Here is a 12,855-nt window from a genome sequence, read left to right on the forward strand (position 1 = left end):
ATGGCGCAGTTAGCCGATGTGGTCACCGAACCTCTTAGTGAGGAGGCACTGTTATCCGCTCAGTTTGGTCGTTTAGCCATTCAGTTTGCCAACGACCCGTCCCCTTCATTGGAAAAACGCCAGCAGCGTCTGGTGGCGCTCAAGCAGGCACTGCTCACCGAGCAGAATGCTTTAGTGGAGGCCCTGAGCCGTGACTTTGGTTATCGCAGCCGTTTTGACAGTTTGCTGTGCGACATCGTGCCAGCAGTCAGTCATCTCGATTACACCCTCAAATCTCTCAAACGCTGGATGAAACCGCAGCGACGTAAAGCGGGGCTGATTCTGGCGCCCTCGCGCGTTTGTGTGCGCTATCAGCCGCTGGGAGTGGTCGGCATTATTGTGCCGTGGAATTTTCCGGTGGTGCTGAGCCTGGCACCGCTGGTGACCGCGGTCGCAGCTGGCAACCAGGTCATGATAAAGCTCAGTGAACACACGCCGCAGGCCAATCTGGTGCTGCGACGTATTGTGGCGTCACTGGGCGATATCGCCCAATGCGTGGAAGGAGAGGCGGAGATTGCCGCGGCTTTCAGTGCCTTGCCATTCCAGCATCTTCTGTTTACTGGTTCCACGGCGGTTGGGCGCAAAGTGGCCATTGCCGCTGCGCACAATCTCACGCCAGTTACGCTGGAGTTAGGGGGCAAATCCCCGGTCATCATCGCGCCCGATGCCGATCTTCCACGTGCGGTAGACAACATCATGTTGGGCAAGGCCACCAACAGCGGCCAGATCTGTGTTGCACCCGATTATGTGATGCTGCCAGAAGCGCAGGTGGCCCCTTTTACCGAACTCTATTTACGCCGCTTTGCCAAACGTTTTGTCAGCAAGCAGGGCAAACTCGATTGCACACACATCATTAATCAGGCGCAGCATCAAAGGCTGCAGGCGCTGCTGGATGATGCACGTCAGCAAGGCGCTGAGGTAAGCTCGCTGACTGGTACACTTGACTTGGCTGAGCGTCAGATGGCGCCACAACTGGTGAGCAAAGTGACGGATCAGATGCGAGTGATGCAAGAAGAGATCTTCGGTCCTATTTTGCCGTTAGTCGGTTACCGCACCATTGAAGAAGCCATCGAACGCGTCAATGCGCAGGCGCGACCGCTGGCGCTGTATGTGATGAGTGACGATCAGGACATCATCGATTATGTGCTTAAACGCACCCACAGTGGCGGTGTGGCGATTAATGACACCCTGTTGCACGTCGCGGCCGATGATGCGCCGTTTGGCGGTTTGGGGGAATCGGGGATGGGACATTATCACGGCCTTGAAGGATTCCAGACGTTTTCACATGCCAAAACCGTGTTGCATTCCTTCAGCAAACTGCCACGTAGCCGCTGGTTACTTAACCATCGCAAGCTGTGGCTCAAGTTGCTCGGACGCTTCGTTCTGCGTTAAATCGCTCGCTTTGATTGAGAAGCGGCGCTTTTTACACCATTTGCGCCACGGGTGCTTTTCAATCGTCGATGAAAGCACTACCATACCTCAGGCCGCTATGCTGAACGTAGCGGCTTACTATTTTTAACGTATTCTCAGGGCGGGGCGAAATTCCCCACCGGTGGTATACCCAACAGGGTGAGCCCACGAGCGCTCGATTCGTCGAGGTCAGCAGATCTGGTGAGACGCCAGAGCCGACGGTTACAGTCCGGATGAGAGAGAATGACAAACACACCAGCCTGACGGTTTGAGGTTCCCTCACGCCTAGGATTTGGTGCACTTGGTTTTGGCTTTTGATCCCTCATAACAGCCCTGATTCTGGTCATTATTAGGAGTAACCATGAATCAGTTATCGCTACTTGCCGAATTCGGCGGCCCAATCACCCGTGTTGAAAATGCACTGCAAGCGCTGCGCGAAGGCCGCGGTGTGTTGCTGCTCGACGATGAAGATCGTGAAAACGAAGGCGACATCATCTACTCAGCAGAAACGCTGACCGCGGAACAAATGGCACTGATGATCCGTGAATGCAGCGGCATCGTCTGTCTGTGTCTGACCGATGAACAGGCCAACAAGCTGGAACTGCCACCCATGGTGCAAGTGAACGACAGCAAAAACCAAACTGCGTTTACCGTGACCATCGAAGCGCGCCACGGCGTGACTACTGGTGTTTCTGCAAAAGACCGTGTGACCACCATCAAAACGGCGATCAACCCGAACGCGAAACCTGACGATTTAGCGCGCCCAGGACATGTGTTCCCGCTGCGCGCACGCAAAGGCGGCGTGTTGGCGCGTCGTGGTCATACCGAAGGTACGGTGGATTTGATGCAGATGGCGGGTCTGATGCCATCAGGTGTTCTGTGCGAAGTCACCAATCCAGACGGCACGATGGCTAAAACGCCTGAAATCGTAGCATTTGGCAAGCTGCACAACATGCCAGTTCTGACCATTGAGGATATGGTGCAGTACCGCATGCAGTTTGATCTCAAATTGGCATAAGCCGCTTTACACTGTAAAGGCGCGATGATTCGCGCCTTTTTTATGCGGGAGCAGTTGTATCCGCTTCATCTCTCTCGGGCAACAAGAGGGAGATTATCTTGACGTGGCCGATAAGCGCAAAAACACTGATGACCATGATAACTTCATGCTAGAATTCCGCGCTGTGGTAGAGCATGCTCTACTTTAACGGTTACCAATTCAGAGTCTGTTCATGTCATTTTCCAAACTTGGACTGAGTGAAGCCCTGACACAAGCAGTGGCAGAACTCGGTTATCAAAAGCCAACCACCATTCAAACCAAAGCCATCCCGGTGATTTTGCAGGGGCAGGATTTGATCGCTGCGGCGCAAACCGGGACGGGTAAAACCGCCAGTTTCGTGCTGCCTATTCTGCACAAACTGCAAGGACGCGAAACGCAACGTAAAAAACGTATTCGTGCCCTGATTTTGGTGCCGACTCGCGAGCTGGCGATTCAGGTGGCAGACAAAGTGGCGCAGTACGGCCAACACACCGGACTGACGACGCTGGCGATGTATGGTGGTGTGGAAGAGCAGGCTCAGAAACAGCGTCTGATTGAGGGTGTGGACGTGTTGGTGGCGACGCCGGGGCGTTTACTGGACATGTACGGTCAGCGCGCCGTCTACTTCGAAGAAGTGGAAATGGTGGTGTTGGATGAAGCCGACCGCATGCTCGACATGGGCTTTATCGAATCGATCAACAAAATCATCGATCGCCTGCCTCGGGATGCGCAGTACCTGCTGTTCTCTGCTACGTTGTCGCACAAGGTGCGCGATCTGGCGAAAACCGCGGTGAACGACCCGTTTGAAATCAGTATTGCGGCGAATCAGGCATCGAAATCGAACATCGAGCAGTGGCTGATCACGGTCGATAAAGACAAAAAATCCGCGTTGCTGAGCCATCTGATCACCGAAAATAACTGGGATCAGGCGCTGATTTTCATCGAAACCAAACATGGTGCAGCAAAACTGGCGAGCCAATTGGAAAAACGTGGTATTACGGCGGAAGCATTCCATAGTGGTCGTAGTCAGGCTGTGCGCGTGCAACTGCTGGAAGATTTCAAAGCGGGCAAAATCAAGTACATGATCGCGACTGGTGTTGGCGCGCGTGGTATCGACATTCACGAACTCTCTCGCGTGGTGAACTACGATTTACCATTCCCGGCGGACGAATACGTGCACCGCATTGGTCGTACGGGCCGTGCAAACGCCAAAGGCGAGGCGATTTCGTTTGTCTCCAAAGACAACTTCAAAAACCTGTGTATGATTGAAAGCCGTCTGGGACATTTGATTGAGCGCCGTGTGGTGGAAGGATTTGAACCGAAAAAGCCGGTGCCAATCTCGATTCTGAACTACATTCCGAAAAGCAAACGAACTCCGCAAGACTAATCTCAGCCAGCATTGCGCCGATCTTGGTGCAATGCTGGACTCTTGGCGTGATTGACGATTGCGCGAACCGTTTTCTCTTCCTTCTTCTTCACTCCCGCTCGTATGGCTGACAGGCGTGCATCTTCGGCTTGCTCCAAGTGAGCCCGACGATCACCATGCTCATCATGGCCACCCCAAACACCCAACTGTGGCTCTGAGTTGCGCCCCCGGCCAGCATAGCCGCCACGCCCGCCATTGATTGTTGCAAAAAGCCACACAGGGCAATGCTGCGTGCGCCACTGTGCGCTGAATGGCTCGCGGCCAGCGACATGCTGTTGGGAAAAATCACCGCTTGACCCCAAATGATCACCAAGTACAACGCGAGATAACCGCCGGTCAGGACGTGGGGTGGCAGCGTATCACTCAGTAGCCACAGGCCCAACATCAGCAGGGCACCCATCGCCACGCAATAGGCGCCGCGACGCAGCATTGGCTGGCTGCCGATTCGGGTCACGTGGCGCTTCACGTGCAGTGATCCCAGCAGGTAAACCAAGCCTATTGCCAAACCAAATACACCAAACCACTGGCTCGAAAGGTCCAGCGTTTCGGCAAAGACAAACGGGCTGGCTTGCTGCAACGTGACGATCGTGGCAAAGCCCAAGCCGCCTTGAACACAAGGCACGAGAAATCCCTTGTCTTGAAGAATGGTCAAGTAGTGGGTGCTGAACGCGCCTGGTGCGTGCTGGGGTTGCGCAGGCCCCTTGAGTGGGAAACGAGAGGTGGTCAGCAGCGCCAGCAGGGCAATCAATGCTAGCTGCAGAAAGCCGATGCGCCAGTCACTGTAGAGCGTGAGCAGCGACCCCACAAACTGCCCCAGGCCCAAGGCGGCAATAAAAGCCATTGATAACAGCGAGAGTTTTTGCGCCAACGCGTCACCGCTCCAGTAATCCCGAATCACGATTCGAGCAATGATTGCGGCCCCGCCAGCGGCTGCGCCTTGTATCACGCGAGCCAACAATAACTGGGTCAGCGATTGAGCCACGTAGAGACTCAAGCAAGCACCAATAAACAGCAGCAATGCCAACGAGAGCGCGGATTTACGGCCGTACTTTTCGGCGGCATGGCCCCAGTAAATGACAGGAAGCGCCGCGCCGAACACAAACAATGAAATCGAGAGTTCAGCACCGTAGCGGCTGATGTTGAGCTCGCTCGCCACCAAGGGCAGCGCGGGTAAGTACAACGTGGTGGACATTTGCGCCATCAACACCAGTGAACATGAGAGCAGCAGCAAGCGAGTGCTAAGGTTTTTCATTGTTTCGCCTCCGATGGTGTTAAAGTGCGATTCCTGTTTGATGCGGCAGGAAAATAACAATCAACTCGATTGAAAAGATTCCCTAAGATCGGGGCGACGTTATTTCTGAATGGTTTGCGATACAAAACGAATCCTTATTATGAGATGACTCATGATGGAGAGGTGAATTTGTCGTTCCCCCGTGACAATCAGCTGCGCGGCTTATCTTGGTTTCATATCTTTATGAATCGGTGTTAATCTGGCAAACGATCATTCCTTACCTCTGATTAAGGCTGAGTTAATTGAAACGTCGACACCTGCCCCTGCAAGGATTGCTTTATTTTTATAAGTCTGCCGAACTGTGCAGTTTTAAATTGGCGGCTCAGGATCTATGTGTTTCTCCTGCTGCGGTGAGCCAGCAAATCCGCCAACTTGAAGCCACGCTCGACACGTCGCTGTTTACGCGCAATCATCGCACCATCGGTCTGACGCCCAGCGGCGAAAACCTCTATCAAGAGGTCAAACTCGGCTTTCACCATTTGCAAGCGGGCGTGGATGCATTGACCGCGGATGAGCGCCCCAACCAGCTCTCCATCTCCGCGCCCAGCTCGTTCGCTCATCACTGGTTGATCCCTCGATTGCAGGCGTTTCGCGCTCAGTTTCCCGACATCAGCATATTGGTTGAGCCCACCAATCGCCTCACTTCGCCCGACGACACCCGCGTGGATGTGTGCGTGAGATTCGGTTCAGGGCAGTATGCCGGTATGCATAGTGAATGGTTGATGGATGATGCGATTTATCCCGTCTGTCATCCTCATTATCAGCAGGAGTTTGGCATTGAAACGCTGGCGGATTTGCAGAAAGCTGCGTTGATTGAAGATATTCATACCGACATGCGGTGGGAAACGTGGCTGAATGAACATCACCAACCAGTGAAGCAGCCGACGCTATTATTTGATGGTTCTCAGTTTGTGGTGGAAAGTGCCTTAGCGATGCAAGGGGTAGGCTTAATTAAACACAGTTTGGCGCAGCGATATATTCAAAACGGCACACTGGTGCGAATTGATACGCAGCAATCTCAGCCTCAAGCCGCTTATTTTATTTGTTTACCGGAAAAGAATTTACAGCGACCCAAAGTGCGCTGTTTTATTCAGTGGTTGAAGCAGCAAATCGCGGGCGATGCCATGCCATCAGCACGTGTCGCACGTCTTGACCAAGTATCCGCACTTGACTCTATGCCCGAACGGCATAAAATTAGCGCCGATTCATAAACAGCAAGTTGAAGAAAACGACCATGCAACCGCTTTATGCCTCGGATCAGCGAGTGACCCGAGTCAGCTCTGACAATTGTTTGCGATGAAACATTGGACAGAGCCAACGAAATAAACATTTCGACAAATTCATCGCTATGGTTTTGACTGATCTCTTTACGGAGAGATCACGTCATATCGATAGCGAGCGAAACAAGGGCTACGGATGAGGTTTCACCGTGGCCCTTGTTGTTTCTGCCGTTTGTCGGCAGCACGAGCGAACGGGGCCAGCCAGCCCGGTTCGCTTTTTTTATGCCTCGCATTTGAGGTTACTGATTTTTATGGATTGAGGAATGAAGACCATGTCTCAGAATATTTATGATAATGCTGCGTTTTTTGATGGTTATGCGCAGTTGCCGCGCTCGCAGTTTGGACTCGACGGCGCGCCGGAATGGGCATCAATTGAAGCGATGCTGCCGGATCTCACCGGAAAAAACGTGGTGGATTTGGGTTGTGGCTACGGCTGGTTTTGCCGCGCGGCGACCGACAAAGGCGCAGCCAAGGTACTGGGAATCGACTTGTCGCAAAAGATGCTGGATAAAGCGCACGCCATGACTTCGGATGCGCGCATTACTTATCAGCGCGGCGATCTGGAACACCTCACGCTGGGTAATGCGCAGTTCGATCTCGTATACAGCTCGCTGGCGCTGCATTATCTGCCCGATCTTAACCCAACGTTTACCACCGTATTTCAGGCGCTGAAACCCGGCGGTCAGTTGGTCTTTTCCATGGAGCACCCGATTTTCACCTGCTCGCCGCGCCAGGGCTGGCTCACCGATGCCGACGGTCAACGTTCTTGGGCGGTGAATCGCTATCAGGATGAAGGCCAGCGCGTGTCGAATTGGCTGGCCGAAGGCGTCATCAAATACCACCGCACATTGGGCTCTATTCTCAACGCCCTGATCGCGGCGGGCTTTGTGCTTGAGCATATTGAAGAGTGGGGACCAAGCGCCGAGCAAATTGCCGCGATGCCTGCTCTGGCGGAAGAGGCGGAACGTCCGATGCTGGTGCTGGTGTCGGCGCGCAAAGCGTAACTGAAAAGGAACGCCGCCAAGGCGGTGTGCCTTGGGACAGCAGCTATACTTACCCCATCCTTTAGAGGCAGAGCGTGTATCTGCCTCACATCAACTGCTGAGTGGCATGAAAACGGGTGGCGGTGAGGAGCATGGGCGTGACGGGCATGCCATAGAAATCAAACGCTTCACCCAGCACCTCACCGCCGAGTTGGCGCACAATGTTGACGGTGGTATCGCGCGCTTCAATCAAGATTTCCGGCTCTGTCGCAAGCAGTGCTGTCAGCGAGGCCAACGCCAGCGATTTCCCAATTCCCAAACCGCGAAACTGACGATTCACGGCAAAGCGTCCCCAGTGCCAAGCGTCACCTTCACGCCAAGCGGCAACGGCGCCTAAAATGTACTCGCCGGAGCGCGCGACCCACCATTTGACGTCGCTGTCATTCGCAAATGGAATCAATGCTGGCGGAATATTCTGCTCCTGCGCAAACACATCCATCACCAACTGCTCGACTTCGGCGCGATAAACCGGATTTAACGCCTCCACTTGTACGCGGGCTTGCTGATGGCGTGTGTTGTGGTGAAAGGCGCTCAGGCGCAGCGTACGCAGGCCATTGAGCACCGCCGCTTGTGCATCGTCAGCCAGCGAATCTATCACATCGCCCAATGCGAGGTTGGCGGCATGATTGGCGCACTGTAGAGTGTCGCTGCCAGCTGGCGTGATTTGGTAATATTTCTGACGTTTGTCGTGTGGGTGCGGCATCGGCTGCACGTCGCCATTTTCGACCAGTTTGTTGATGGTGCGGCTGAGTGACGCTTTGTCGGCGTTGAGCTGAATACACAGTTCGGAAAACGGAGTTGAGCCGTTTTTACTCAGGTAGGTCAGCAGGTGTGCCTGACTGAGCGACAGCCCCGAATTCCAGCAGTTTTTGTCCAATAATCCCAGTTCTCGCACCAGATAACGCAGTTCACCGCGAATCTGTTCCACAGAGTTCATAAGTGCTTTCCTAATAATGTTGACTCTATCAACGATATGGTTTTGGGCAGAGTAACTAATCCTTGTTGATAGTGTCAACAATTTGCTTGAGTAAACCGACAATGTTGGCTTCAAACAGCATTGACCTTCAAGTTCACTTAAACTTTATAATGACTCATCGTCACCACAGGATGAACAACATGAAGATTGGAGAGCTGGCTAAACGCACGGGTTTGGCCCCATCGGCCATTCGGTTTTATGAGAGTGCCGGGCTACTGAAAATGGTGCAGCGCCGTGCCAATGGTTATCGCACATATCCCGAAGAGGCGGTGCTGGCGCTGGAGCTGATTATGCTCGGTCAACAAGCGGGGTTCAGTTTGGAGCAAATCGGTGCGCTACTGCCATCGGATCTGACACAATGGCAGGGCGAGGTACTGGTGGAGCGGCTACGCAGCAAAATTGCCGATATTGAGCAACTGCAGGCCAAACTGGCTGAGACCAAAGCGCATCTGCTGAGTATTGTCGAGGATATTGAATCGCGACCGGAGGGTGTCGATTGTTCCACCAATGCACAGCGCGTGCTGTCGCGTCTGAAACTGGCTGACAGCGGCACCTGAGCCCATCATTCAGACACAAAAAAGCCAACCCGAATGGTTGGCTTCTCTCTCTGCAGAATTCGAGATTACTGCTGCGCCGCTTTCACGCGGATTTTGCTTTTTGCCACGCTTGTCATGTTCAGCGCATTGATGGCCGTTTTGGCTTCTGCGGCATCTGGCATTTCGACAAAGGCAAAACCTTTTGACTGGCCAGTTTCCTGGTCAAGAACCAGCGTACACTCTTTTACTGTGCCGAAATCTGAAAACAGCTTGCGGATTTCCTGTTCAGTCGTTGAACGAGACAGGTTGCGAACTAAAAGTTTCATAATGAACCTTAATATAAAGAAACGCCGCTATTGTCGCAGTAAACCCGGCGATGACCAAGCGATTGTTTTGATCGCTTGGTCATTGTTCAGTGAATCAGCACGGGGTGTTTACGCGGCCAGCAGTGCATCTAACGTGTCGATTAACCGCTGCACTTCCTCAGGACTGTTGTTGTGCACCATCGAAAAACGCAGCACGCCAAGCGTTGGGTCGATATCCATACCTTGCAGCAGGCGATAGGAGTAAAAATGGCCTGCGCCGCACAAAATGCCCGCCTTACCGAGTGTTTCTGCCAGTTCAAGCGGCAAGTGGCCTTCAACCGTGATCGACACCGTTGGCGCTCGGTTTTCAAGCGTGTCCGGGCCGACAATACGAATCGCGGGGTGCGCTCGCAAATAAGTCATCAACGGCTCCAGGAGTGCCAGTTCGGCATCGTGCAGCAGCGTGCGTACCGCCTGTGCTTTGTGCGCGTCACTGGCATTGAGTTCATCAGGGAAATGATGCCGATACAGCGCCGAAAAGTATTCACCCACCCCTTTTGTCGCCGCCACCTGAGCGTGATCCGGCCCCGCAGGATAGAGCATTTTCTCGCGAATTCCGGCGTTAAAATAGTGGCCCTGATTGCTGAGTTTTTCCGCCATCTCTGGTTGAATCACCATGACTCCCAAATGCGGCCCGTAGACTTTGTACAGGGAAAACAGATAGATATCGGTACCCAGCGCAGGCACATCCGGCAGACCATGGCCAGCGTAGGAGACGCCGTCAACCACTGTGCGTACACCGTGCTGATGAGCCAGCGCACAAATTTCTGCCACAGGATTCACGTAGCCCAATAGGTTTGAGCAGTGCGGAAAGGTTAGCAGCTTGGTGTTGGCGTTGAACAGTGGCGTCAAAGTCTCTAGTTCCAGCATACCGCTGGCATTGTTGACGGACCATTCGCGCACCACAATGCCGCGCTCAGCTAAACGTCGCCATGCGCCGCTGTTGGCTTCGTGATCCTGATTGGTGACGATGATTTCATCACCCGGCTGCAACCAGCCCATCACGGCATTGGCCAGCACATAAGTGTTTTGTGAGGTGGACGGGCCGAAGTAAATCTCGCTGGCGGAAACACCCAGCCAAGGCGCAAGCGCCTGATAACTCTCGTCCATCCATTGTCCGGCTTTGCCTGAGACCGCATTGGGGTAATAGGGCTGCACTTTCAACTGGTGAAAGTAGGTGTCGAAGCGATCCAGCACCTGGCGGCACAGGTACGAGCCGCCGGCGTTTTCAAAAAAAGCCTGAGATTGCAGGGAAGGTTGTTCAAACGCAGGAAACTGCTGGCGAATAAAATTGAGGTCGAGTGTGCTCATTGTGGCTCCGTTCCTTGGGTAACATCGTAGTTCTAATCATACGAATAAAGTCACGCTGAATTCTTAGCAATCTGCGCTTGAAAAGCACAAGCTAATGCGATAAACCAAGCATAAATAGTGATATTAAGGAAAATATTGTGCATTCTATAGCCCTAGACCGCCTCGATGTTCGCATTCTGGAGTTACTAATGAAAGACAGCCGTATCCCGCGTCTGGAATTGGCCGAAGCTGTTAACCTCTCGTCATCGCAATGTTTTCGCCGCCTGAAACGGCTGGAGCAATCGGGGATCATTGAGCGCTATTCAGTGGTGCTTAACAACGCCAAAGCAGGGTTTGATGTCAATGCGCTGGTGATGGTGCAATACAGCAAGTCGGAGCCGGATGCGCGCCATAAGCTGCTGGCACTGATTGAGCAAACGCCGATCATTCACGAATGTTATTCGATTACCGGTGAGCACGATTTTGCGCTCAAGGTCAGTTGTGCCAGCATGACGGAATTCAATCATCTGATTAACGAAACCTTTCAGACGCGCTGCATTTCCGGCATGCACTCTTATATGCTGCTCGATTGTTTCAAGAACACGCTGGCGCTGCCATCGGCACAGTGAACGCAGAATGTAATAAAGAAAAGCCCCTTCACTCTGAGCCGAGGAAGGGGCTTTTTACGTGGAGTGCTAAGCGCTCTTAATTGGCGGTTTTCAGCACTTTCTTGGGCTCTTTGGCTTTCATCCACAGCATGATGGCGGCAAGGACAACGAACGGTACGATTGGGTCCAGCAGGGTACCTGCTTTACCGAAGATCAGGTTCAGCGCCATGACGATGCTGGCACCAATTGCCCATGCGATGGTTGAGGATACTGTCCAGATTTTCAGTTGGTCCGACAATTCCGTAATTCCCAGCGTACGGCTGATGATGTGGAAGTAAGAGTCGTTGAGGTGCGAGAAGCCAACCGGGCCGACTGCGCACGCTAGTGCAACGAATACCGGATCCAGACCTAACGTTTCCACCAGCGGTAGTGTCATGGTGGCTGCTACCATCATTGATGCGGTCGCAGAACCTTGGATCAGACGCAGCATCGAGGCAATCGCCAGTGGGACCAGAAGAGGGGGAATACCGCTGCTGGCAATCGCTTCGGCCACCTGAGGACCCGCACCAGAGGCTTTCAGTACCGCCCCCATCGCTCCGCCACAACCGGTCACAACCAGAATCAGACCCGTCGTTGACAGGGCATCGTCCATTGAACCGATCATGTCTTTGCGTTCAATGTTACGGGTCAGGCCGTACAGTGCCATCAGTACACCGATACCGACCGCCACCACCGGGTTACCCAGCAGCGAAATCACCGCATAGAACAGCGATTCGTCTTTTGACGTCAGCGTGCTGACCAGGATCAGAATAATCGGGATCAGAATCGGGCCAAATGACAGGAAGTTGCTTGGCAGGTGGCGCTCGTCGGTCTCTTGTACAACTTCCAGATTTGCCCAGTCGGCTTCACGTGTGATCCAGCTGTCGCCGTTTGGTACGCGGTAGTACTCTTTGCCCACTTTACGAATGTAGAACAGAGACAGCAGCATCATAGGAACCGACACCACCAGCCCCCACAGCATGTATACGCCAAGGTCTACGTTCAGTATGCCTGCGACAGCAACCGGTCCTGGCGTTGGTGGCACCATCGCATGGGTGATCAGCAGGCCTAAAGCCAGCGTTACCCCAAGGCCGACCGCGGACTTGCCAGTATTGCGCGAAATGGCGCGAACAAGGGAATGAAGAATGATGTAGGCAGAGTCACAGAAAACCGGGATAGCGACCAGCACGCCTGTGAATCCAAGCGCCACGTCCTCACGTCCTTTGCCGCACAGTTTGACGAAGGTTTTCGCCATACGTACTGCCGCGCCGGAGCGTTCAAAACAGGCACCCATGATCACACCAAACGCGATGATCAGGCCAATACCACCGAGCACACCACCAAAGCCGGCTTTGATCGCATTGACCAGATCCGTTGGTGCCATGCCGGCAAACAAACCCATGATGATACTGGCGATGATCATAGCCAGTGCCACAGGGATACGAGTCTTGATGATCATGACCATCATGGCCACGATCCCAAGGATGATTCCAATTAAAGCAGCGTCCATCTTTCG

Annotated in this window: 12 protein-coding genes and 1 riboswitch; of the genes, 7 read left to right on the forward strand and 5 right to left on the reverse strand. The window is 53.5% G+C overall.

Annotated elements, in window-relative coordinates; genetic code table 11:
* From DYA43_RS17790 to DYA43_RS17800, 3 genes are all read left to right on the forward strand, one after another.
* Window positions 1–1,431 carry a coniferyl aldehyde dehydrogenase gene (locus tag DYA43_RS17790; protein WP_061055280.1) on the forward strand — a complete coding sequence of 477 codons (1,431 nt, stop codon included), beginning with the start codon at window positions 1–3 and terminating at the stop codon, window positions 1,429–1,431.
* A 126-nt stretch (window positions 1,432–1,557) separates the two neighbouring features.
* Window positions 1,558–1,698, forward strand: a riboswitch (FMN riboswitch).
* A 112-nt stretch (window positions 1,699–1,810) separates the two neighbouring features.
* Complete coding sequence (gene ribB, locus DYA43_RS17795) at window positions 1,811–2,467, forward strand: 3,4-dihydroxy-2-butanone-4-phosphate synthase (protein WP_061055281.1); 657 nt, start codon at window positions 1,811–1,813, stop codon at window positions 2,465–2,467.
* Between the two features lie 211 nt (window positions 2,468–2,678).
* Window positions 2,679–3,872 carry a DEAD/DEAH box helicase gene (locus DYA43_RS17800; protein WP_061055282.1) on the forward strand — a complete coding sequence of 398 codons (1,194 nt, stop codon included), beginning with the start codon at window positions 2,679–2,681 and terminating at the stop codon, window positions 3,870–3,872.
* An 88-nt stretch (window positions 3,873–3,960) separates the two neighbouring features.
* On the opposite strand, the gene DYA43_RS17805 is transcribed toward DYA43_RS17800, so the two are convergent.
* On the reverse strand, window positions 3,961–5,163 hold the full coding sequence (locus DYA43_RS17805; protein WP_061055283.1) for an MFS transporter: 1,203 nt from the start codon (window positions 5,161–5,163) through the stop codon (window positions 3,961–3,963).
* 281 nt (window positions 5,164–5,444) lie between these two features.
* Between DYA43_RS17805 and DYA43_RS17810 the strand changes: the two genes are divergently transcribed.
* Both DYA43_RS17810 and DYA43_RS17815 read left to right on the forward strand, forming a co-directional pair.
* The gene (locus DYA43_RS17810; protein WP_061055284.1) at window positions 5,445–6,413 is read left to right on the forward strand and encodes a LysR substrate-binding domain-containing protein; all 969 of its coding nucleotides are present in this window, start codon (window positions 5,445–5,447) and stop codon (window positions 6,411–6,413) included.
* A gap of 341 nt (window positions 6,414–6,754) precedes the next feature.
* Entirely contained in the window at window positions 6,755–7,486 is a 732-nt protein-coding gene (locus DYA43_RS17815; protein WP_061056046.1) for a class I SAM-dependent methyltransferase, read from the forward strand.
* Between the two features lie 85 nt (window positions 7,487–7,571).
* Here the strand turns inward: DYA43_RS17815 and DYA43_RS17820 are convergent, their stop codons facing one another.
* Window positions 7,572–8,462, reverse strand: a complete 891-nt coding sequence (locus DYA43_RS17820) for a GNAT family N-acetyltransferase (RefSeq protein ID WP_061055285.1) — start codon at window positions 8,460–8,462, stop codon at window positions 7,572–7,574.
* A gap of 179 nt (window positions 8,463–8,641) precedes the next feature.
* On the opposite strand from DYA43_RS17820, the gene DYA43_RS17825 reads away from it, so the two are divergent.
* Window positions 8,642–9,058: a MerR family transcriptional regulator gene (locus tag DYA43_RS17825; protein ID WP_061055286.1), complete on the forward strand. Its 417-nt coding sequence runs from the start codon at window positions 8,642–8,644 to the stop codon at window positions 9,056–9,058.
* A gap of 65 nt (window positions 9,059–9,123) precedes the next feature.
* Here DYA43_RS17825 and DYA43_RS17830 read toward each other — a convergent pair whose 3' ends face one another.
* On the reverse strand, window positions 9,124–9,363 hold the full coding sequence (locus DYA43_RS17830; RefSeq protein WP_020328725.1) for an RNA recognition motif domain-containing protein: 240 nt from the start codon (window positions 9,361–9,363) through the stop codon (window positions 9,124–9,126).
* 108 nt (window positions 9,364–9,471) lie between these two features.
* Window positions 9,472–10,713, reverse strand: coding sequence for an aminotransferase class V-fold PLP-dependent enzyme (locus tag DYA43_RS17835; protein WP_061055287.1), 1,242 nt, complete (start codon window positions 10,711–10,713; stop codon window positions 9,472–9,474).
* A 137-nt stretch (window positions 10,714–10,850) separates the two neighbouring features.
* Between DYA43_RS17835 and DYA43_RS17840 the strand changes: the two genes are divergently transcribed.
* Entirely contained in the window at window positions 10,851–11,321 is a 471-nt protein-coding gene (locus tag DYA43_RS17840; RefSeq protein ID WP_055452530.1) for an Lrp/AsnC family transcriptional regulator, read from the forward strand.
* Window positions 11,322–11,397: 76 nt separating this feature from the next.
* Here DYA43_RS17840 and DYA43_RS17845 read toward each other — a convergent pair whose 3' ends face one another.
* Complete coding sequence (locus tag DYA43_RS17845) at window positions 11,398–12,849, reverse strand: GntP family permease (RefSeq protein WP_061055288.1); 1,452 nt, start codon at window positions 12,847–12,849, stop codon at window positions 11,398–11,400.
* Window positions 12,850–12,855: the final 6 nt, after the last annotated feature.

Origin of the sequence: Vibrio fluvialis (genome assembly GCF_900460245.1) — a bacterium.
GTDB classification, from domain to species: Bacteria; Pseudomonadota; Gammaproteobacteria; order Enterobacterales; family Vibrionaceae; genus Vibrio; species Vibrio fluvialis.

Bases quoted from the DNA above. Each gene is read 5' to 3' on its own strand.
- DYA43_RS17790 (WP_061055280.1), top strand. From the start codon at position 1: ATGGCGCAGTTAGCCGATGTGGTCACCGAACCTCTTAGTGAGGAGGCA.
- ribB (WP_061055281.1), top strand. From the start codon at position 1,811: ATGAATCAGTTATCGCTACTTGCCGAATTCGGCGGCCCAATCACCCGT.
- DYA43_RS17800 (WP_061055282.1), top strand. From the start codon at position 2,679: ATGTCATTTTCCAAACTTGGACTGAGTGAAGCCCTGACACAAGCAGTG.
- DYA43_RS17805 (WP_061055283.1), bottom strand. From the start codon at position 5,163: ATGAAAAACCTTAGCACTCGCTTGCTGCTGCTCTCATGTTCACTGGTG.
- DYA43_RS17815 (WP_061056046.1), top strand. From the start codon at position 6,755: ATGTCTCAGAATATTTATGATAATGCTGCGTTTTTTGATGGTTATGCG.
- DYA43_RS17820 (WP_061055285.1), bottom strand. From the start codon at position 8,462: ATGAACTCTGTGGAACAGATTCGCGGTGAACTGCGTTATCTGGTGCGA.
- DYA43_RS17825 (WP_061055286.1), top strand. From the start codon at position 8,642: ATGAAGATTGGAGAGCTGGCTAAACGCACGGGTTTGGCCCCATCGGCC.
- DYA43_RS17830 (WP_020328725.1), bottom strand. From the start codon at position 9,363: ATGAAACTTTTAGTTCGCAACCTGTCTCGTTCAACGACTGAACAGGAA.
- DYA43_RS17835 (WP_061055287.1), bottom strand. From the start codon at position 10,713: ATGAGCACACTCGACCTCAATTTTATTCGCCAGCAGTTTCCTGCGTTT.
- DYA43_RS17845 (WP_061055288.1), bottom strand. From the start codon at position 12,849: ATGGACGCTGCTTTAATTGGAATCATCCTTGGGATCGTGGCCATGATG.